Here is a 19,308-nt window from a genome sequence, read left to right on the forward strand (position 1 = left end):
TTGAGCTTCAGCATCTGCTTGAGCTTTAGCTGCTTCACGAGCTTTAGCTGCCTCTTGAGCTTTAACTTCTGCTTGAGCTTCAGCATCTGCCTGAGCTTTAGCTGCTTCTTGGGCCTTAGCTGCTTCACGAGCTTTAGCCGCTTCTTGAGCTTTAACTTCTGCTTGAGCTTCAGCTGCTTCGCGAGCTTTAGTTGCTTCCACTGCTTTAGCTTTTGCTTGAGTTTCAGCTACTTCCTGAGCTTTAGCTGCTTCACGAACTTTAGCTGTATCTTGAACTGTAGTCGTTTTTTCAACTTTAGCTACTGGTTGAACTTTAACTGGTGCTTTACCTGTTAAGTAAGGAACATGAACATAAGCTGTTTTTCCGTTATATTCAAATTGAATCCAATCATTTTGTACTTGGTGTGTTGTTTCAATTACATCATCTTTTTTCAACTTACCAAGAATCTCTGAGTCTGTGTTTGCTCCAGCACGTACGTTTAATACGTTTGCTGTTACGTAGTAAGTGTCTTTTGTATAGTCAGCGCTTATGAAAGCTTCTTTACCGCTATTCAATTGAACTTTTGACCAACCATTTTCTGTATGTAAAACATTTACTTTATATCCATCTAATAATTTTCCTACAACTTTTGATTCAGTAGTTGGGTTTTCTCGTACGTTTAGTACGTCAGTCGTTACGATTGTTTCTGCTTTAGCAGATGTTGTGAAAATCCCAAGACCAAAAACCGCTGCTGTTGCTATACCCATAAATTTTTTCATAATAGCCTCCATTGCATTTGTTTTCGTTGACCTCATTATAGCAACCATTATTTTCTTATTTGCGAAAAACATAAAATTACAAAGCTTTCGTAATGGGGCATTAATATTCTGTAACAATTCCATAAATATCCTGATAGCGCTTCCTTGTTGTTTTTTGGCGTATTAGGGCATATGAAACACAAAATGAGTAGTATTTCAATTACTGTAACGTTAATAATGTTACGGTAATATTTCTTGATGATATCTATAGCGTTACAAAAATAGCTTATTTTACTGTTTGAATGGAAATTTAGTTATGAAACGATAATCTTTTTAGGCGTGAAAATATATAAATGAGGTGAAATTTAATAAAATATCGATATAATTGTTACAAAATCAGTCGAAGTATGGAAAAAATTACGCCTTGATTTTCGTCTGTTACATAGTATTTTTGCAATAATAGAATTAGATAATAGCCTTAGTACCTATAAATAATGAAGAGTATTAGAATGGTAGTTGTAACGTGAAACATATATAATAGAAGAAACTCAATTTAGTAGATAAATAAAAAACGCAGGAGTGTAAACTCCTACGTTTTTGTTTATTCATATCGTAAACATTCAATTGGATCCAGTTTGGCAGCTTTGTTAGCTGGTAGTAAACCGAATAGTATACCGATTAACATAGATAGGGCAACGGAGATAAGTCCTAGTTTTAGTGAAACGACAAGTGGCCATCCTGCAAACATTGCGACAATCCATGCGAAGAAGATTCCAAGCATAAATCCGACAAAACCACCTAATGCTGTTAAAATGCAAGCTTCGATTAAGAATTGCATTAATACTTTACCACGTGTTGCACCTAATGCTTTACGAATACCAATTTCGCGTGTACGCTCTGTTACAGATACTAGCATAATGTTCATTACACCAATACCACCTACAAGTAAGGAAATAGCGGCAATACCACCGAATACACTTTTTAATATACCTGTGAAGCTATCAATTTCTTTTAAGAATTCTTGTGGATCTGGTACTTCAAATTTACCTGAATGCTCTGGTTTTTTTGCTTCATTTAATGATTTTACAACTGCTTCTTGAACAGTTTCCTTATCTTGACCAGGAGCAATTTTTACCGTTACAGAATCGTAGTTGTTTTTCCCGAATAGTACAGGCCAGTTTTCTGCTGAAATGACACCTTCTTTAAATGTCATGCCACCCATCATTGCTTTTATTGAATATACGCCAACTACTTTGTATGGTGTACCTTTTATATCTACATATAAGTTTGGTTCCCATGAAGAATATAATTTATCAAAAGCATCTGTATTTAATACAATTGTGTGTTCAGGTCTGTCTAAATCAGCTGCTGTTAAAAATCTGCCGTGCTCAAGTTTGAATTTAGATGTATCTTCAAAATAATCACCTTTTGCACCGGTAATATCAAGATCTAATTCTTTTTTTCCTGCATATACTTTTTCTTTTCCTTTTACATCTGGATAAACTTCTTGCACACCAGAAATTTTGGATATACTTTCATACATGCTTGAGGAAATTTTGCCGTCCATATCTGAGTAATCTTCTGTCTTATAATTTACAGAAAACTGATCTTTTTTTTCATTCCCGATTTGTTCGCGGAACTTTGCGTTTGTTCCATCCCCAATCGAGATAATAGTAATGATGGCACTAACCCCAATAATAATACCTAGCATCGTTAATATAGAACGCATCTTATGAGCAAAGATAGAGGAAAGGGCCATGCGTATATTTTCACTCGTATTCAAAATTAACCTCTCCAATCTTGGACGATATTTCCGTCACGAATTACAATTTGACGTGCTGCAGCTTCCCCGATTTCACGGTCATGGGTAATCATAATGATTGTTGAGCCTTGTTTATTTAATTCGTAAAAGAGGTCCATAATTTGTGTACTTGTTTTCGTATCAAGTGCTCCCGTCGGTTCATCGGCTAAAATGAATTTCGGGTTATTTACGATTGCGCGGGCAACGGCGACACGTTGCTTTTGACCACCGGATAATTCGTTCGGTAAGTGAGTAGCGCGATCAGCTAAACCGACTTTTGTTAAAGCGGCTAATGAGCGCTCGCGTCTTTCTTTTTTATCGACTCCAGCGTAAATAAGAGGTAGTTCTACATTTTGAAGCGCTGTAAGTCTCGGTAATAACATGAAGTTTTGGAATACGAATCCGATCTCTTTATTACGTACGTGTGCAAGTTCTGTTTCAGTCATGTTTGAAATATTTTGACCGGCTAGTTCGTACGTACCTGTCGTCGGTTTATCTAAGCAACCGATAATGTTCATTAATGTTGATTTACCAGAACCAGAAGGTCCCATAATTGAAGTGAATTCTCCTTGGTTCAGTGTTACGTCAATTCCGTGTAATATTTGAACGGACTCTGCACCATTTTGGAAGGATTTCGTGATGCCTTTTAAGTTAATCACTGGGCGACAACCTCCATACCATCTTTTAAGTCTTTTTCAGGTTTAGAGATAATTTCCTCTCCTTTTTTCACTCCAGAAACTTTTGCTTCGCTATCAGTCTCGAATTCAACAGTAACTGCTTGTTCTTTCGCCTTACCGTCTTTTACAACGAAGACAACATTTTTGTCACCTTTTTTCACGATACTGCTTTTCGGAACAATTGTACCAGTTGCTTCGCCAGATTTACTTGTTACGTAAACGTGGAAGCCGTTTTGTAATTCGTCACTATTATCTAATGTGACAGTGAATTGATAGTTAGAAACAGTTTTATTTTCATCCATGCTCTTTAATGGTGTAGAACCGATTTCTGTTACTTTTCCTGTCCAAGTCTTACCAGCGACAGTTTTTGATGAAACAGTTACTTCTTGCCCAACTTTCATACTAGCAAGCTCATATTCAGAAATTTGACCTTTTACTTTAAATTGACCAGCGTGACGAAGAGTAATTCCGCTCATACCTGTTTTTTCGTCAGCAGTTTTTACGATATCATCAATTACGCCATCAGCAGGACTTGTTACAGAAAGATTGTTTACTTTCTCTTTTGCTGCTTTAATCATTTCATCAGCTTTTTCAACTTCAAACTTTTTCATTTCAATTTGTGATTCTAATTGCCCAACTTCGGCTTCTGATGCTTTTAATGCTTCAGCAGGAAGGCCTGCATTTTTATCTTTTTGTAATTTTTGTTTCGCTACATCAATTTGTTTTTGGAGCAACGTTACTTCTTTTTGTGCGATTTTCTTTTGCATTTCTGCTTCTGTTACACCTTGTTTCGCAGTCGGATCATTGTATTTAAATAGAAGCTGACCTTTTTTCACTTCATCGCCTTTTTTCACAGCTAATTCATATGTTCCTTTTGTTGGATCGAATGAAATAGTTTCAATTCCATTTGGAATAACTTCGCCACCAAATTTTTGCGCGTTTTGGATTTGTTTTTCGGTTACTTTATATCCGCTATATGCCATTGCTACATCTGAACCGCCACCAGCAAATGCAAAGTATGATCCAGCTGCAATTCCGATTGCTACTACACTAGTAATTAACACTTTATTTTTCTTCTTCATCTATTTATCACCTTTTCGTTCGTTTTAGTATCTACATTAAGTATAGAAGAGGTAAAGAATCTGACAAATCGTTTTAGCTTACAATAACCTTACAGTTTTGTAAGGTATGAATATGTAAATGTAAGGTAGAGGTTGTCCTAGTGTAAGCAAATGAATTGACTCGTCGTTTCTTTCTTACAATAATATTGTATGGAGGAAAGGAGGAAGGAAGATGGAAGCTTATTTTAGCGCACACCCATTAAAACCATTTATTCCATACACAAGGCAACATGCCCTTATATTATTTATTATGTTGGTGGGGATATTTTTTCTGTATCAATACCAAGATGTATTACGTCAAAGTGAGTGGAATATAACGGTTCGATATGCAATTGCATTTTTATTTATAGGTAGTGAAATTGGGCTTCATATGTGGGAGTGGAAAGCGGGGATTTTTGAGCTAGCTACTTCATTACCGTTTGAATTATGTACGATTAGTTTATTATTAGCGTCGATTATGATCGTAACGAAAAGTTACCGCATATATGAGATTGTATTTTTCACGGGAATTATTGGTGCATCACAAGCTATTTTAACGCCAAACTTGCAGTATGCTTTTCCGCATTTTCGTTTCATTGAATATTTTATCGCGCATATATTGCTCATTTGGGCACCACTCTTTATGACTTGGGTGGAAGGCTATAGACCGACCTTGCAATCTATTAAGCGTACGATGATATTTTTAAACATATTGATTCCGCTTGTTTCGTTTGTGAATTATAAAACAGGCGGTAATTATATGTTTTTAGCTCATAAGCCAGAAACAGCTTCATTACTCGATATGTTAGGACCGCATCCTTACTATATTATTTCATTAGAACTCGCAGCGCTTATTGGGTGTTTTATTTTGTATATGCCGTTTGCAAAAAGAGAAAGGCATGCGCATAAAGAATCACTAGGATCATAACCTAGTGATTTTTTATGATTGAATATTTACAATTCAGAAAATTAAGAATAAAATTAGAGAGTAAAATATAAAGAGAGAGAAGGGAAAACGTGGTCAAAAAAGTTTTTCTGAATGGGATGGAAGTGACAATTCAATTTATTATTTCGATTTTGGGGATTATTATGTTAGGGGCTCTGCCGAAATTGTTTTATGGATTTAAGCTGGATGTATCAAAGTACATACAGAGTTTAAAAGAAGTGTTTGTGAACTTAATGGATATTTCCAATTTGCAATATGTGAAAGGTAAATTTTTATTTCCGCAGCTTTTCGTTCATTATAAAGAAACGATTATTATTTTTTTAGCTGCTTTTTTTATTTCATTATTTGTAGCATTTTGTATTGTTTATGTAATTATGAGTAGTTCACCGCGTATACAACATCGAATTAAATCATTTCTTATCTTCCTAGAATCTATTCCAGATATCCTTCTTATTTTAGTATCACAAATTTTAGTTATATGGTTTTTTAAACAAACAGGTTTTTTACCTTTTCAAATTGCTTCAATTGGAGGCGAGTCAATTAGAGGATTGCCGATACTTTGTTTGAGCATCCCGACTACGATTATGTTTGTAAAAATGGTCGTGCTTCGTTTTGAAAATGAACTAGAAAAAGATTATGTACTATTTGCTAAGGCGAAAGGGCTGGGGCGCTTTCATATTTTAAATCGTCATATTTTACGAAATGTGTTGCTTAGTACATTATTCTTTGCGAAAACGAATATCTTTTTTATGTTATCTAATTTATATATTATAGAATGGATTTTTAATACGGGTGGTATTTTTATGTTTTTGAAATCTTATTTTGGTATTAGAGTTGAGGTTTTCATCGTTAGTGTGCTTCTTATATATATTCCGATTTTTATTTTATTTAAATTGTTTCATTATCTCATTCCGGCTGCGATGAAGGAGAGATTATAATATGTGGACGTATATAAAACGTGATAAAAGATTTTGGATAAGCATTGGGTTTCTTCTCCTATTAGTTCTTTTGAGCATCGGAAATACGTTATGGAATGATGGACATATTAGACAAGTTACATTGCAATATGATGCGGATGAAAATCCACAAGTGCCACCGTTTTCACCTTCATTACAATTTTTACTCGGGACAGATCGGAAAGGATACGACCTTTTACATTTAGTTATTGAAGGCGCGAAGTGGACGATTGGTATATCTATTTTAATTGCGGCACTTAGAATGGTAATAGGTGTGTTTTTCGGTGTCGTACTCGGAACGTATATAAAAAGAGGATTTTCAAAAATTGAGGCTTTCTTTGATAGTTTTACAGTTATTCCGACAGTTATGATTGCGTATTTTTTTCTTCAATCTGCAAATGCATTTGGAAGCGGGGAGGAAACAACAACCTTTTTTGAAAGGGCTTCGTTTCAAGTTGTCTTACTTGTAATGCTTGTAATGCCAGTTATTGCACTGTATGTTGCGAAGGAAGTTCGTAAATTGCGAACGGAGGAATTTGTTGATGCCGCACGCATATTAGGTGGATCGAGAAGACATATTGTTATAAAGCATCTTTTCCCGCACCTTTATATGACGTTTATACTTGTATTTTTTCAGCAGTTTACGCAGACTCTTACTATTTTACTGCACTTAGGGTTACTAGAAATATTCTTTGGCGGAACGGTTAAGTTTTTAGGACCGATAGAAGAAATAGAATCTTACACACATGAATGGTCAGGGCTAATTGGAGTCTATTTTAGATCTTTAACAGTGCATCCGTGGATTCCTCTCGTCCCAATTACATTTTTCGGGCTTACCATTTTTTCAGGAAATATGATTGTAAAAAGTCTAGAAGAGGCGATGTTGAAAGTTCGATTAGGGGGAGAGATAAAGAAGGAAGTTGTAGAAGAGGAACAATCTGCTGTACAGTCAAAGGAAGAGTTGTTTACGTTTAAACATACGATGTGAAGAGAAAAAGAAGCAAGCATGGATTTCATGCTTGCTTCTTTTTACTTTGCAGAAACTTCACCTTCAGCTTCTGTTTGCGGAATAAAGTATCCGATTATACCACCAATTATTGCTGGAACGATCCAGCCGATTCCTAAGTTATAAAAAGGAATCGTGTGTACGATATTAGCGATAAAACTTGGTATCATTCCCACATTATCAAGTGCATGAATACAGCTAATAATGAATGCTGCGATCATTGCTCCGATGTAGACAGAAGGTTTACGTTTCGTATATTTATCGATAAATGATACGAAAATTAAAATGATTGTAATTGGGTACAAAATAATTAATACAGGTAGTGTGATTTTAATTAATAAGCTTAATCCTAAGTTTGAAATAACGAAACTAAAGATACAAACGTATAGTACGAGCTTTTTGTAAGAAACATTTGTTAATACTGTTGCGAAATAGTTGGCGAATGCACTTACAACACCAATTGCTGTTGTTAAACAAGCGAAGATAATGGCGATACTTAATAAAACATTACCGCTTGTCCCAAAGAATTGGTACATAACAGTTGCTAATAGTTGACCACCGTTCTCGAATTGTCCCAAGTTTCCGTTTGAAGCTCCGATATAACCGAGTAAGAAGTAAACAATTGTTAAGAATAGAGCAGCGATACTTCCGCAAATGATTGTATATTTCGCGATAGATTTCTTCTCTTGTATACCGTTTTGACGAATTGCATTTACAACAATTGTTGATAGTACGAGAGCGCCAATTGCATCTAACGTTAAAAATCCTTCAAGAAATCCTTTGAAAAACGGGATATCTTTATAGTCACCGATAGGCTCTGCAAACGTTCCTGGTGAAAGAATCGCTTTTGTTGCCATAATTGCAATAATTACAAGTAAAATTGGCGTTAATATTTTACCGATATGATCTACTAGCTTGGATGGATTTAATGATAAGAAGTAAACGACTGTAAAGAAAATCGCACTAAAAACTAACATAGAATACCATTGATCTGGGAAAAGTGGTGCAATCCCAATTTCATAAGATACAGATCCAGTTCGTGGAATAACAAATAGTGGGCCGATTGAAAGATAAATAATGATAGCGAATACTGCTGCGAATTTTGGATGAACACGGCTCGCTAAAGTGTTAAAACTACCACCAGCAAGGGCAACAGCAACGATAGCAAGTAAAGATAAACCGACGTCTGTAATAATAAACCCTGTAATGGAAACCCACATATTTTCTCCGGAAGAAAGGCCAAGAAGGGGCGGGAAAATCATATTACCAGCACCGAAGAAAACTGCGAAGAGTAATAAACTAATCGAAAGTATTTGCGCTGGTTTCAAAGTTGTACGCATATAAAGAAAATCCTCCTAATGAGTATTTTTGTCGAAAATTCAAATAATTTGTCGAGTAACTGTTATTATTTTAAAGGTCTGATGACTAGAAAGCAATAGGGAATTTTGAAAAAATTAAAAAATAATGCATTAAATCGAATAAATATACTATTTGTATGTTTAATAGGAAGGATTTAACTTTTAACGTAAAAAAAACACATATCGCTAGGATACGTGTATTAAAAATATATTTTTCTATCGCGTTCTTCTTTTAAAATTTCAACCGCTTCTCGGAAACGTTGTGAATGGACAATTTCTCGTTCGCGTAAAAAGCGTAAACTGTCATTTATGTCGGGATCGTTAGATTGGTTGATAAGCCATTGATATGTGGCACGCGCTTTTTCTTCAGCCGCAATATCTTCGTATAGGTCGGCAATTGGATCACCTTTAGCTTGTATATAGGTTGCAGTAAATGGAACACCAGCTGCGTTATGGTAATGAAGTGCGCTGTCATGATCGACGTAATGAGGGTCGAGACCAGCTGCCTTCATCTGTTCAGGAGTCGCATCTTTTGTCAGCTTATAAACCATCGTAGCAATCATTTCAAGATGCGCAAATTCTTCTGTACCAATATCGGTAAGGAGGCCAATGACTTTATCCGGGATTGTATAACGCTGATTTAAGTAACGTAGTGCAGCAGCTAATTCTCCATCTGCACCACCGTATTGCTCAATTAATAATTTTGCAAGTGCTGGATTACAAGTTCCTACTTTAACAGGGTATTGTAATTTTTTTTCATAAATCCACATAGTTTCTCTCCTTTATATTTGCCATGGCCAAGGACCTTTGCTCCATTCCCAAGGGGCATTAGAATAGCTATTTCCATACTGTTGAAGCGGTCCATATTTTTCTTCCATCTGTTGTTTTAATACTCTTCGTTTATAGGAAAAATCATTAAATTGGTTAATAGCTGCTGTATCGTCTGGGTGGGTGTCTAAGTAAAGGGTTAGTTCAACTAATACAAAGTCTAATTCTTGGAGATTCTCTAAAAGTCGATAATACTCTTCTGGTAGTGGCTGGTTCACGTCAGTAGTCACCGCCCTTTTTTATAAGGATTTTCGTAATAATCATAAAAGATAGGCCATAAGGTTCCTTTTTGTAGTGCTTCTTTCGGTGAGAATTGTGGTAAATTTGGCGGTTGAAAACCTAAATATAAATTAGGAGGGGTAGAGTAATATTTTTTACCAATAGGAGGACAAGGATCTTGAGGACTATGATATGGCACATATGATTTCATATATTTATCCATTAATAAACCTCCCTATATTCTTCATCACTACGTATTGTATTCAGACATAATAGGCCTTTATGACACATATAAAAAAGTAATAGGTACGGGGGGAATGAATGTGGAGAATGTGAAACAATTCATTGTATTGGAAGTGAAAAACTTAAAGGAAACTTTGTATTTTTATGAAGGGATTTTAGGAATCAAGCCTAGTTTAGAAAGACCCCAATTAGATGTAACAGGGATTTGGTATGATGCTGATTCAATGAGAGTTAGTTTTGTAATGAATCGTAGTTTGGGTGGGCGTGAGAAGAGTGTTACGGATTCGGTTGATGTACTAATGTTTTCAATTTCTAACATAGAGAACTTAAAGAAGAGGTTAGTGTTTTATAAAATTGCATATACAGAAAACAAAAGTGAGAAGAGTATTGTAGTACAAGACCCAGATGGATATAAAATTCAAGTGATAGAGAAGGACGAATAAACGGAGGGGATTTAGTGGAGAGGAATTATGAAGAAAGTGCATTGTTTGAGCATCAATTTTGGCTAAAGGTGCTTACTGATCATTCGCAATTTTTACTTGATGCATTAGCTCCGAAGGAAAAAGAGGATATAAAAAAGGCCACTTATTTTGTTGAAACATTTACGAATCTGTTAAATAAAGTTCGTAATGTGAATCTCATTGCGTTTTCAAAAGAGGCAGAACGAGCCGCAAAGGAAATACGAACGTTTAAATTAAGTATTATACAGAAACAACTCGAGGGAAAAATCACTATTCATTTTACGCCAACTTTCATCAATCATATGGTAAACGAAGTAGAAGAGTATATAACAGTGTTAGAATTTTTAAATAAAGGAGAAGTTCCGCCTGTTTTTCATGAATTACATTATCATCTCGTTTGGTTAACGGATGCGGCTGGCCATGCAGGGTCTATTTCTGGTGGATTAGATCTTGTTGAAAAAAGATTAAAAGAGAAAAGCGAAGAATTTACGAAGCACTTTGAACAATTTTACTTAAAGGCAGTTGAAATGACGGGGTATTTACGGACAGAGCTTCATCATTTTCCTGCATTAAAGAAGTTTACAAAAGATGTTTCACTTGAGTTAAAATTATTTTCGCATTTTCTCCATGAGGTTGAAGAGCTGGAGTTATCGAATGAAATATTAAGTGCATTATCTGCTAGAATGGCGGATCATATGGCAAGAGAAGAATGTTATTACTTATTAAAATTAGCACAATCGTCTGGACTTGAGATGCCAAAATGTAATCCGCTTTAAAGAAAAAAGAGGTCAATTTTATTTGGCCTCTTTTTCTGCTTTATTTTCTCTTTTTATTTTTGCTTGTTCAATACTTGCCTGTAATGTCTCCATAATATTGATGATGTTTGGAGTTGGAGAGATTGTTTCGGTTTTTTCCTGTTGTTCAATTTTGTTTTCGATTAGTTCGGTAAGGGCTTCTTTATACTCATCTGTATACATCTCTTGTTCAAAAGGATTTGTAAGATGGTGGATTAAATTGATTGCTGCTGTGAGTTCTTGTTTTTGAATCGGATAATTTTCGTTACTTGGTAAGTTAGGTGTATTTGTTATATCGCGAATTTCATTAGGGTAGTGAATAGTTTGTAATATAAGCCCATCTTCAAAGTTACGGATAATAGCTAAATGTTGTTTTTTTCTAATGGAAATATGGATAAGACCAAGTTTATTCGTACGTTCAAGTGCTTCTTTTAATAATAAATATGATTTTTCATGTCCTGAGGTAGGGCCTATAAAATAAGAACGATCGTAGAGAACAGAATCAATTTCGTTATTTTGGATAAAAGATATAATACGAATAGATCTTGGTTCGTGAGCTTTTTGCAACTCAGCTAATTCTTTTTCATCCATAATAATGTACTTATGAGGTGCGTATTCATAGGCTTTTACAATATCTTTATCATCAATTTCTTCATCCGTACAATCAGGAGCAAATTTTTTATATTTAATAGGTGTTAAGCATTCTTTATGAAGACTTAAAAATTTTATATCGTTTTCTTCTACGGCACTGTATAGTTTGATTCCTATATTTAATAGTCCAAGTGAAAGGGCACCTTTCCATACGGTATGCAAATGAAGCCTCTCCTTTCATTCAAAAATGATTATGTATATTATGAGATAGTAAGAAATTTCCTATACGTTTTTTGTTTTTACGGAATGTTAAGCAGGAGGATGTGGGATATAAAATATATTGACAAGCCCTCCAAAATATTTTAATGTGATTGTATAAAATTGTGTATATAAAGGGGAGTAACTTATTACAGTAAAGTCGTCATTACAGGGAGAAACCCTCGGCTTTATTGGCAACGTTTCGTTGTTAGTGAGACCTTTACCAGCAATGGTAAAGGCCCCTTATTGTCTTTTTTAGGACCCTTACCATGTTTGGTAGGGGCCTTTTTGTATACAAAGAGAGGAGATATAAAAATGAAAAAACTTATTAGTAGATTAAGAGTTGTATTTCATGTTCGCCGATTTGTTCCATTCCTATTTGACTTTTTCACTTCAAAAGAGGTTTCAATAAAGAAGAAAATTTTATCTATTGCGTTTTTAGTTGGTTATGTTGCGATGCCGCTCGATTTAATTCCAGACTTCTTACCGTTTATCGGTATTTTAGATGATATTGGAATTGTATTATTTATTTTGAACCGAATTGTAAAAATGGCGCCAGTTCAATTACAAGAAAAGCATAACGTAAACGTAGGATAGGAGTTGGGGTAGAAAATATGGAGCAAATTATTTTAGATATAATCGAGTTTTTAAAGCAATTTTCTTATTTTGGAGTTGTGTTAGCATTAACGTTTGAATTTATTCCAGCAGAAGTAGTTTTGCCTATGGTGGGGTATTGGGTGTACGAGGGAGATATGAATTTTTGGCTTGCTGTATTAGCCGGAACCCTCGGCGGAACGACAGGACCTTTAACGTTATATGCACTCGGTTATTACGGTGGTCGTCCTCTATTAATAAAATACGGGAAATACTTCTTCATTAAAGAAGAACAAATTCAAAAAGCAGATGATTTCTTTGAGAAATATGGACCGGTTGTAGCATTTGTTGGACGCTTTGTGCCAGGAGTTCGAACGCTTATTTCTGTTCCATGTGGTATGGCGAAAATGAACATATGGAAATTTAGCATATATACATTTGTAGCAATGTTCCCGTTAACGACTTTGTATGTTTATTTTGGAATGAAATTAGGTCCACATTGGGAAAAAGCAGCGGATGTTGTTGGGCAATATATGTTACCGATATTAGGAGGCGTTATTCTTATCGTTGCTAGTATCTTTGTCTATAAATATATGAAAAAAAGAAACAAAACAGAATCTATCTAGTCACATGAATATTTTTTGAAAATAGATGAATAGTACAGGCAAAAGACTCTGGGGGACATACACATATAGGGAATATAAAAGAGAGAGGGGAAACAACTATGTCTTGTGAGTGCTCAGGGTCAGCATTAACTTGTTGTCCAGATAAAAATTATGTGCAAGATAAAGTGTGTAGTCCGTGGTCTGCTACTGTAGTTGCAACAGCAATTGATAATGTTCTCTATACAAATAATATTAACCAAAACGTAATTGGTACTGGTTTTGTTAAATATGATGTTGGACCAGGCCCAATTACTGTAGAGGTACTTGATTCTGCTGGGGGTACAATTGATACACAAACATTAAACCCAGGAACGAGTATTGCTTTTACGTATCGCCGCTTTGATAGTATACAAGTTGTGTTACCTGCAACACCTGCTGGAACGTATCAGGGAGAATTTTGTATTACAACACGTTATCCACTTTCATAGCAGAATAGGAGAGGATCGAAATGGGAATGAGAAGTTCCAGTTTGTCTTGTTGTTCTAATAAAACACTTGTGCAAGACCAAGTATGTACAGACTGGTCTATTACAGGTGCTGGTACTCAAATTGTATATACAAATAATATCACGCAAGAAGTATATGGTTCAGGTTACGTGAAGTATGATGTAGGTGCCAACCCGATTACAGTTGATTTTTTAGTAGGTGCAACAGTGGTTGATACAATTACTGTACAACCACAAAGTAGTGGTACTTTCACTGTCCGATATTTTACTACTGTCCGAATTACTACGACAGGAACGACTGTTAATCAAGGAGAGTTTTGTATTACAGTACGTTATCCAATCTCATAAAAAGCATACCGTGAACGGTATGCTTTTTATATTAAGGAAATAATGAAATTGGTATTCTATAAGCAACATGTAAATTCGCAACAGTACTTGCCTTCTAAATATAGTGAAGGATTACTTGTTATATTGATAATATTGATCGACTGTAGGTCTTTTCCTGTGTACGATATTGTATTACCAGGAAACACAGTGAAAATATTGGTTACTGTTCCAACGATTTGAATTGTAATTGCTTCGTTGCTGCTAGTACTATTGTAAACCGAGACAGTACCTGATATAAGTAGTATCCCATCACTTTGCCATAGTATCATTAATTGTGATGCATCTTTGGCAGAGGAGATGGTGTTATTAGTTATGAGGAAATTCCCTGCAAATTCATTTGTTACTCGCTCGCAATTTGGATTTGGAGGAGGGGGCGGTGGACAAGGGTCTGGACAAATAATAGATAAAGGAGCGAAACAGCCGATATTTTTTTTATTCTTCAATACAACCCCTCCTTTTAAGTTGTCTTTTATTACTATTAAATGTAAAAGCATGGCCGATGTGTTAAAAAAAGAAGGAAATATTAAAAATTAAGATTGTCTAATAGGCTTAAACCTTAACTTATCATTAGTGTTATAGAAAAGATTATATGTGAATAGTCATAGGAAAAGAATGATCAGACTCTTTTAGACAAAAGGTGGTTGTATACAATAGTACGAGTAATGTTGAACTTAATTTCTAATTAACTGTATATTTACAAAAATCTAATAAAGTTCATTTGTTATTTAAACGACATTAACATGTATTAGATAAAATAGCCCTTGTAATGAATCAATTATTATGAGGAGGATTCACGTGGACAGAAATGCTTTAAGAAAAGTAAAAGGCCTTATTGGATTATTAATGTTTTTTGTATTAGCATTCGTATCATTTCCATGGAGTACATCAGTCAAGGCGGAAGAGAAAAAGCAAGAAAAGGCATCAAGTGAGAAGAAGATAGTTTTTCCAGTTGTAAGTGATGTGCATATTAAAAACAGTGGAACAGATGATACGTTTCGCTGGAAAAGAGCGATTGAACAGTTTAATACACTAGCACCAAAGCAAGATGCATTTGTTATTGTAGGTGATTTCACAGATACAGGATCAGTGCAGCAATATGATCGTTTCATGCAAGTGTATAATGAAAATGCAAATAAAGATGCCGTGAGAATGAATTCTCTTGGTAACCATGATTATTGGAACGGTTTATCTGTAGAGGGCGCACAGAAGCGTTTCTTAGAAAAAACAGGTATGGAATCAATTTATTATCATAAAGTGGTAAAAGGTTATCACTTCCTTGTTATGTCTCCAGAGAATGGAACAACTCATGGCTATTATTCGGACAAGCAAATTAATTGGTTAAAAGAAGAAATGGCAAAAGCGCAAAAAGATGATCCAGAAAAACCGATTTTTGTATTTTTACATCAACACATTAAAGAGACAGTATACGGTAGTCATGAATGGGGAACACAAGATAGCGCAAAAATTAATGCAGTATTAAAAGAATACCCACAAGTTATTACGTTTTCAGGTCATTCACATTATCCATTAGATGATCCGAGATCGATACATCAAAAAGACTTTACATCAGTTGGTACATCTTCAGTAAGTTATATGGAAGTTGAAGGTGGTAAAGTACAAGGGAATATCCCGCCAGGAGCTAGTACGTTAAGCCAAGGTTTATTAGTAGAAGTAGATGATAAAGAAGTAACGATTAATCGTCGTGATTTCCATACGAATTCTTGGACAGGCGAGCCTTGGAAAATTAAATTACCAGCAAAGAAAGAAACATTTACACATGTAGAAGATCGTGATAAAGAAAAGCCTTACTTTGCTAAGGATGCAAAGCTTGCTGTATCAAATGTAACAGAAAATGCGGCAACAGTAACATTCCCACAAGCATTGGACAACCTCCTTGTTCACTCTTACCGTGTGCAGGCTAGAGATAAGCAAACGGGTGAAATGAAAAATAAATTGTTAGCATTCTCAGAGTTTTATCGTGATCCAGTGCCGAAAGATCTTACGTTTACACTGGCAGGGTTAGATGGCGGGAAAACATATACACTTGAAGTTGTTGCAATTGATTCGTTTGGTAATGAAAGTGAGCAGCCTTTAACGGCAGAAATTACTACGAAAAAAGATGATATTGATCCGAATGTAAAAGTGCCAAAGGCTGATGTTTTCGATGTGAATTTTGCAGATGGTACATTTAAAGACAATTCACCATTTGGTACAAAAGGTGATGTGAAGGGCAATGTGACTATTGAATATGATAAAGCATTGAAAAAGAATGTTATGAAGTTAAACGGACAATCTAATACATTTGGATACCTTCCATTTTCAGCAGCACAAAAAGAGAAAGTAGCAAATACATTTACGTTAGAAACGGTATTTTCAATGAATCAAATCCGTGGCCAAGGTATTTTGCAAAATACAGAGAGCGGCGGAATTGGATTTGAGTCTACAGGAAGTGGATATGTTGAATTATGGGCTCACATTGGTGGCAGCTATAAACGTGTTGGAGTTCAATTAGAAGCGAACAAAACGTATCATTTAACAGGAACGTATAACGGAAGTGAAGTAGCTATTTATGTCGATGGTAAAAAAGTAAATAGCCAACCAGCTACAGGGAAAGTGTATCATCCAAATGTACCATTTGCACTTGGAGCGGATCCTGATAGCAATGGAAATGGTGGCATTCCGTTAAATGGACAAATCGCGCTTGCGAAATTATATAGTAAAGCGTTAAGTTCTTCAGAAGTATTAGCAGCGTACAATGAGTTTTCTAACCGTACGAAATTAGAGCAAGTGAACGCGTTATATGAAGAGCTTGGAAAAGGGAAAGAAGTGTTAGCTGGTACGTATGAGTTTGGTGATAAGCCAGGTCAATATTCAAAGGAAGCATTTCAAGAACTAGAGAAAAGCTATAATAATGCAAAACAAGTGTTTGAAAATGTAGGGAGCACGGGAGAGCAAATCGTTCAAACATATAACGAATTAAAAACAGCTAATGTAACATTTGTACAATCTAAAGTAGTAGAACAACCGAAAACACCGAAAGAAAAATTACAAATCAATATTGAATCTGCAAAAGTAGTAGTGAAAAAAGCGCAAGATGCAAATGTAACGGACGGTTCAGTGAAAGCACTGAGTCAAAAAATTACAGTGGCCGAAGCTGTAGTGAAAGATGTAAAAGTAAAAGATACACAGGTAGAAACAATGAATCGTACGATGGAATATGCAATTTCACTCGTTGAAAAAAGCATAAACAAGTAAGAGAGAAGAAAAGAAGCTTATCATGATAGGCTTCTTTTTTGTTATACTAAAAATAGCATAGAATGAAGGAGCGAATAATTTGGAACAGAAAAAGCTAAAAAGAATTCTTGAATATGTATGGATCGCGGTTGTGCTCCTTGTAGGATATTATTTCTTAAAAGAAAAAAGTATATGGGTTTTATTTTTAATGACGTTTTTATTAGCGGGTTTAGGCACGTTATTTATTAATTTCTTCTTTGATAGTTTAAATGCCTGGAAGAATAAAAAGAAGGGAACGAAGTAAAGGAGGGAATATATGCAAAAGTGGAAGCTCATATATCAGGTGATTATTTTCCTATTGCTTGTAGGTATTGGAATTGTGAAATACGCAACGCCAATAGGAAATTGGGCATGGTTTACAGCTTGCATCGGCATATTTTTCATTTTACAATCGTTGACGAAAAAATATAATAGTACAGAAAGATAGCTCGCCGCTAAAACGGCGAGCTATTTTGTTATGCTTTTTTCTTTTCATCATTCGTTTTTTCAATAGCTAAATGACTATGTTTCCTAGAGTAGAAGAAATAGAAGCATAAGCCGACTATAAGCCAAACTGCAAAGCTAATCCATGTTGTTTTAGACAAATTGATCATTAAATATAAGCAGCAAAGAATCGCGACAACTGGTAATACAGGTACGAAAGGTGTACGGAATCCACGTTTTAAATCAGGGTGTGTTTTTCGTAAAATAAGTACTGCGCAGCAAACGAATGTAAAGGCTGTTAACGTACCGATGTTTACTAAATTCGCTAGCAAATGTAAGTCTAAAAGGCCTGCTAATAAAGCAGCAACAACGCCAGTAATCCACGTATTTAATAAAGGGATTTTTACTTTTTTATTTACACGTGCTAACGCTTTTGGAAGTAAACCGTCACGGCTCATCGCATACGAAACGCGAACTTGTCCATACATAACGACTAAGAGAACGGTTGTCATTCCAGTCATCGCTCCAACAGCGAGTAGTCCTGCAATTGTATCCTCACCAACGAAATGCAATGCAAATGCAACTGGATCAGAAACGTCTAATTGCGTATAAGGAACCATACCTGTTAAAACGAAAGATACGATCATATATAAAACAGTACAAATAAGAAGAGAACCGATAATACCAATTGGTAAGTCACGCTGCGGTTTTTTCGTTTCTTCTGCAGCTGTTGCGATTGCATCAAATCCTAAGAAGGCGAAGAACACAGTGGCAGCCCCAGTAATAATACCGTCGTATCCGAATGGGATGAACGGTGTCCAGTTTTCAGGTTTTACATATTTTGCACCTGCTACGATAAAGGCGATAATAACGGCTAACTTAATAAGAACCATAATATTATTAATGCGTGCGCTTTCGCGTATACCAAAACTTAAAAGGCCCGTAATAAGAAGTAAAATACAGACAGCAGGTAAATCGATGAGACCACCTTTTCCTACGCCGGGGGCCGAGGCGATTATGGCGGGCAGGTGTATATTGAACCCTTGTAGTAATGATTGCAAATAACCAGACCAACCGACAGCTACTGCTGCAACGGCAAGTAAATATTCGAGCATTAAACACCATCCGACGATGAAGGCGACGACTTCTCCGACTGTCATGTATGCGTAAGTATACACACTTCCTGAGACAGGAATAGAAGAAGCAAATTCAGCGTAACAAAAGGCTACACAAGCACAAGTAAATGCAGCAATAAGGAATGATAGCATAATACCAGGACCAGAATGTTTTGCTGCAACAATACCTGTTAATACAAAGATCCCTGTCCCAATTACGGCGCCGATTCCTAAAAATGTTAAATCGAGTGCAGTTAATGTTCTAGCTAGCTGCTTTGGTGATTCAGTACTAAGCGCTTTTTTTCGTAATAATGACTTCACTTTGGACTCTCCCCCCGTTTTTTCATTTCCATAACTGCGACTATAGTATGAGCCCATTAAAAAAGAGTAAGTAAGGAAGTGGAGGTGC

Annotated in this window: 24 protein-coding genes; 13 read left to right on the forward strand and 11 right to left on the reverse strand. The window is 35.6% G+C overall.

The genetic code is table 11. The features are described 5' to 3' along the window. The 4 genes from MR107_RS13035 to MR107_RS13050 all read right to left on the reverse strand — a co-directional run. Positions 1-882 (reverse strand): SH3 domain-containing protein (locus MR107_RS13035; RefSeq protein ID WP_242292424.1); only part of this gene is annotated, 882 nt, incomplete at its 3' end. Between the two features lie 457 nt (positions 883-1,339). Beyond that, on the reverse strand, positions 1,340-2,497 hold the full coding sequence (locus MR107_RS13040; RefSeq protein ID WP_002197439.1) for an ABC transporter permease: 1,158 nt from the start codon (positions 2,495-2,497) through the stop codon (positions 1,340-1,342). Positions 2,498-2,523: 26 nt separating this feature from the next. Next, positions 2,524-3,198: an ABC transporter ATP-binding protein gene (locus MR107_RS13045; protein WP_000609104.1), complete on the reverse strand. Its 675-nt coding sequence runs from the start codon at positions 3,196-3,198 to the stop codon at positions 2,524-2,526. Next, positions 3,195-4,298 carry an efflux RND transporter periplasmic adaptor subunit gene (locus MR107_RS13050; protein WP_000728807.1) on the reverse strand — a complete coding sequence of 368 codons (1,104 nt, stop codon included), beginning with the start codon at positions 4,296-4,298 and terminating at the stop codon, positions 3,195-3,197. Before MR107_RS13050 ends, MR107_RS13045 begins: the two co-directional genes overlap by 4 nt. A gap of 211 nt (positions 4,299-4,509) precedes the next feature. Between MR107_RS13050 and MR107_RS13055 the strand changes: the two genes are divergently transcribed. The 3 genes from MR107_RS13055 (at position 4,510) to MR107_RS13065 (ending at position 7,206) form a co-directional block, all read left to right on the forward strand. Further along, positions 4,510-5,244, forward strand: a complete 735-nt coding sequence (locus tag MR107_RS13055; protein ID WP_000388712.1) for a YwaF family protein — start codon at positions 4,510-4,512, stop codon at positions 5,242-5,244. A gap of 89 nt (positions 5,245-5,333) precedes the next feature. Then, positions 5,334-6,200: an ABC transporter permease subunit gene (locus tag MR107_RS13060; RefSeq protein WP_000239670.1), complete on the forward strand. Its 867-nt coding sequence runs from the start codon at positions 5,334-5,336 to the stop codon at positions 6,198-6,200. A gap of 1 nt (position 6,201) precedes the next feature. Next, positions 6,202-7,206 (forward strand): ABC transporter permease, encoded by a 1,005-nt coding sequence (locus tag MR107_RS13065; RefSeq protein WP_000269976.1) that lies wholly within the window; start codon positions 6,202-6,204, stop codon positions 7,204-7,206. 41 nt (positions 7,207-7,247) lie between these two features. On the opposite strand, the gene brnQ2 is transcribed toward MR107_RS13065, so the two are convergent. The 4 genes from brnQ2 to MR107_RS13085 all read right to left on the reverse strand — a co-directional run bounded on the left by brnQ2 (position 7,248) and on the right by MR107_RS13085 (position 9,852). Further along, entirely contained in the window at positions 7,248-8,564 is a 1,317-nt protein-coding gene (brnQ2, locus tag MR107_RS13070) for a branched-chain amino acid transport system II carrier protein BrnQ2 (protein ID WP_001260934.1), read from the reverse strand. A 218-nt stretch (positions 8,565-8,782) separates the two neighbouring features. After that, positions 8,783-9,352: a spore coat protein CotJC gene (cotJC, locus tag MR107_RS13075; RefSeq protein WP_242292425.1), complete on the reverse strand. Its 570-nt coding sequence runs from the start codon at positions 9,350-9,352 to the stop codon at positions 8,783-8,785. Between the two features lie 12 nt (positions 9,353-9,364). Beyond that, a complete protein-coding gene (cotJB, locus tag MR107_RS13080) occupies positions 9,365-9,628 on the reverse strand; it encodes a spore coat protein CotJB (protein ID WP_001075543.1) in 264 nt (87 codons plus the stop codon). 8 nt (positions 9,629-9,636) lie between these two features. Then, a complete protein-coding gene (locus tag MR107_RS13085; RefSeq protein ID WP_000362187.1) occupies positions 9,637-9,852 on the reverse strand; it encodes a spore coat associated protein CotJA in 216 nt (71 codons plus the stop codon). Between the two features lie 34 nt (positions 9,853-9,886). Here MR107_RS13085 and MR107_RS13090 point away from each other — a divergent pair, with 34 nt between their 5' ends. Both MR107_RS13090 and MR107_RS13095 read left to right on the forward strand, forming a co-directional pair. After that, the gene (locus MR107_RS13090; RefSeq protein WP_176397621.1) at positions 9,887-10,315 is read left to right on the forward strand and encodes a VOC family protein; all 429 of its coding nucleotides are present in this window, start codon (positions 9,887-9,889) and stop codon (positions 10,313-10,315) included. Between the two features lie 14 nt (positions 10,316-10,329). After that, a complete protein-coding gene (locus MR107_RS13095; RefSeq protein WP_000440988.1) occupies positions 10,330-11,109 on the forward strand; it encodes a DUF2935 domain-containing protein in 780 nt (259 codons plus the stop codon). A gap of 18 nt (positions 11,110-11,127) precedes the next feature. Here the strand turns inward: MR107_RS13095 and ku are convergent, their stop codons facing one another. Next, entirely contained in the window at positions 11,128-11,940 is an 813-nt protein-coding gene (gene ku / locus MR107_RS13100) for a non-homologous end joining protein Ku (RefSeq protein ID WP_000557737.1), read from the reverse strand. A gap of 351 nt (positions 11,941-12,291) precedes the next feature. Between ku and MR107_RS13105 the strand changes: the two genes are divergently transcribed. The 4 genes from MR107_RS13105 to MR107_RS13120 all read left to right on the forward strand — a co-directional run bounded on the left by MR107_RS13105 (position 12,292) and on the right by MR107_RS13120 (position 14,028). Beyond that, entirely contained in the window at positions 12,292-12,573 is a 282-nt protein-coding gene (locus tag MR107_RS13105; RefSeq protein ID WP_000733844.1) for a YkvA family protein, read from the forward strand. A 17-nt stretch (positions 12,574-12,590) separates the two neighbouring features. Beyond that, positions 12,591-13,196, forward strand: a complete 606-nt coding sequence (locus MR107_RS13110) for a DedA family protein (protein ID WP_000435017.1) — start codon at positions 12,591-12,593, stop codon at positions 13,194-13,196. Between the two features lie 98 nt (positions 13,197-13,294). After that, entirely contained in the window at positions 13,295-13,663 is a 369-nt protein-coding gene (locus tag MR107_RS13115) for a DUF3992 domain-containing protein (RefSeq protein WP_001277537.1), read from the forward strand. A gap of 20 nt (positions 13,664-13,683) precedes the next feature. Beyond that, on the forward strand, positions 13,684-14,028 hold the full coding sequence (locus MR107_RS13120) for a DUF3992 domain-containing protein (protein WP_000525819.1): 345 nt from the start codon (positions 13,684-13,686) through the stop codon (positions 14,026-14,028). 56 nt (positions 14,029-14,084) lie between these two features. Here MR107_RS13120 and MR107_RS13125 read toward each other — a convergent pair whose 3' ends face one another. Further along, a complete protein-coding gene (locus MR107_RS13125; protein ID WP_225989749.1) occupies positions 14,085-14,468 on the reverse strand; it encodes an S-Ena type endospore appendage in 384 nt (127 codons plus the stop codon). On the opposite strand from MR107_RS13125, the gene MR107_RS31695 reads away from it, so the two are divergent. The 4 genes from MR107_RS31695 (at position 14,353) to MR107_RS13145 (ending at position 17,788) form a co-directional block, all read left to right on the forward strand. After that, positions 14,353-14,601, forward strand: a complete 249-nt coding sequence (locus MR107_RS31695; protein ID WP_002025365.1) for a hypothetical protein — start codon at positions 14,353-14,355, stop codon at positions 14,599-14,601. The genes MR107_RS13125 and MR107_RS31695 overlap by 116 nt on opposite strands. 261 nt (positions 14,602-14,862) lie before the next feature. Then, entirely contained in the window at positions 14,863-17,322 is a 2,460-nt protein-coding gene (locus MR107_RS13135; RefSeq protein WP_142243924.1) for a LamG-like jellyroll fold domain-containing protein, read from the forward strand. Between the two features lie 79 nt (positions 17,323-17,401). After that, positions 17,402-17,605, forward strand: a complete 204-nt coding sequence (locus tag MR107_RS13140) for a hypothetical protein (protein WP_000435797.1) — start codon at positions 17,402-17,404, stop codon at positions 17,603-17,605. Positions 17,606-17,617: 12 nt separating this feature from the next. Then, complete coding sequence (locus tag MR107_RS13145) at positions 17,618-17,788, forward strand: hypothetical protein (RefSeq protein WP_001174839.1); 171 nt, start codon at positions 17,618-17,620, stop codon at positions 17,786-17,788. Positions 17,789-17,816: 28 nt separating this feature from the next. Here the strand turns inward: MR107_RS13145 and MR107_RS13150 are convergent, their stop codons facing one another. After that, positions 17,817-19,277, reverse strand: a complete 1,461-nt coding sequence (locus MR107_RS13150) for a branched-chain amino acid transporter BcaP (protein WP_002197441.1) — start codon at positions 19,275-19,277, stop codon at positions 17,817-17,819. Between the last annotated feature and the right edge of the window lie 31 nt (positions 19,278-19,308).

This window comes from Bacillus cereus group sp. BfR-BA-01441, from assembly GCF_022663075.1.
In the GTDB taxonomy this organism is placed as follows: Bacteria; Bacillota; Bacilli; order Bacillales; family Bacillaceae_G; genus Bacillus_A; species Bacillus_A cereus.

Bases quoted from the DNA above. Each gene is read 5' to 3' on its own strand.
- MR107_RS13040 (WP_002197439.1), bottom strand. From the start codon at position 2,497: ATGGCCCTTTCCTCTATCTTTGCTCATAAGATGCGTTCTATATTAACG.
- MR107_RS13050 (WP_000728807.1), bottom strand. From the start codon at position 4,298: ATGAAGAAGAAAAATAAAGTGTTAATTACTAGTGTAGTAGCAATCGGA.
- MR107_RS13055 (WP_000388712.1), top strand. From the start codon at position 4,510: ATGGAAGCTTATTTTAGCGCACACCCATTAAAACCATTTATTCCATAC.
- MR107_RS13065 (WP_000269976.1), top strand. From the start codon at position 6,202: ATGTGGACGTATATAAAACGTGATAAAAGATTTTGGATAAGCATTGGG.
- brnQ2 (WP_001260934.1), bottom strand. From the start codon at position 8,564: ATGCGTACAACTTTGAAACCAGCGCAAATACTTTCGATTAGTTTATTA.
- cotJC (WP_242292425.1), bottom strand. From the start codon at position 9,352: ATGTGGATTTATGAAAAAAAATTACAATACCCTGTTAAAGTAGGAACT.
- MR107_RS13085 (WP_000362187.1), bottom strand. From the start codon at position 9,852: ATGGATAAATATATGAAATCATATGTGCCATATCATAGTCCTCAAGAT.
- MR107_RS13105 (WP_000733844.1), top strand. From the start codon at position 12,292: ATGAAAAAACTTATTAGTAGATTAAGAGTTGTATTTCATGTTCGCCGA.
- MR107_RS13110 (WP_000435017.1), top strand. From the start codon at position 12,591: ATGGAGCAAATTATTTTAGATATAATCGAGTTTTTAAAGCAATTTTCT.
- MR107_RS13115 (WP_001277537.1), top strand. From the start codon at position 13,295: ATGTCTTGTGAGTGCTCAGGGTCAGCATTAACTTGTTGTCCAGATAAA.
- MR107_RS13120 (WP_000525819.1), top strand. From the start codon at position 13,684: ATGGGAATGAGAAGTTCCAGTTTGTCTTGTTGTTCTAATAAAACACTT.
- MR107_RS13145 (WP_001174839.1), top strand. From the start codon at position 17,618: ATGCAAAAGTGGAAGCTCATATATCAGGTGATTATTTTCCTATTGCTT.
- MR107_RS13150 (WP_002197441.1), bottom strand. From the start codon at position 19,277: ATGGGCTCATACTATAGTCGCAGTTATGGAAATGAAAAAACGGGGGGA.